This is a genomic window from Mesorhizobium sp. M3A.F.Ca.ET.175.01.1.1, from assembly GCF_004791945.1.
Lineage (GTDB): Bacteria > Pseudomonadota > Alphaproteobacteria > Rhizobiales > Rhizobiaceae > Mesorhizobium.
In genome coordinates, this window is record NZ_SRTP01000337.1 from 1 (window position 1) to 298 (window position 298).

Annotated in this window: 1 protein-coding gene; it reads left to right on the forward strand. The window is 60.7% G+C overall.

Going from position 1 to position 298, the window contains the following annotated elements:
- Positions 1-98: 98 nt before the first annotated feature.
- On the forward strand, positions 99-298 hold a 200-nt coding region (locus tag EN818_RS31885), incomplete at its 3' end, for a nuclear transport factor 2 family protein (protein WP_135906749.1).

Below are 298 nucleotides of genomic sequence, written 5' to 3' on the forward strand. Positions count from 1 at the left end.
GTGCTTCTGATCGATGAGCGCCCGGAAGAAGTGACCGACATGCAGCGCTCGGTCAAAGCCCCCATTCTGATCGGACTCTAGCAAGCGGAGGAGAACACATGCTCGAGAGGACACCCACCACCAAGGCGCAGGCGCTGCTCGACAAATTCGGCAAGGCGCTGGAAGCCGGCGACATCGATACCGCCGTCAATTGTTTCCAGGCTGACTGCTACTGGCGCGACCTCGTGGCCTTCACCTGGAACTTGAAGACCATGGAGGGCCGCGACCAAATCCGCGACATGCTGCAGGCGACGCTCAG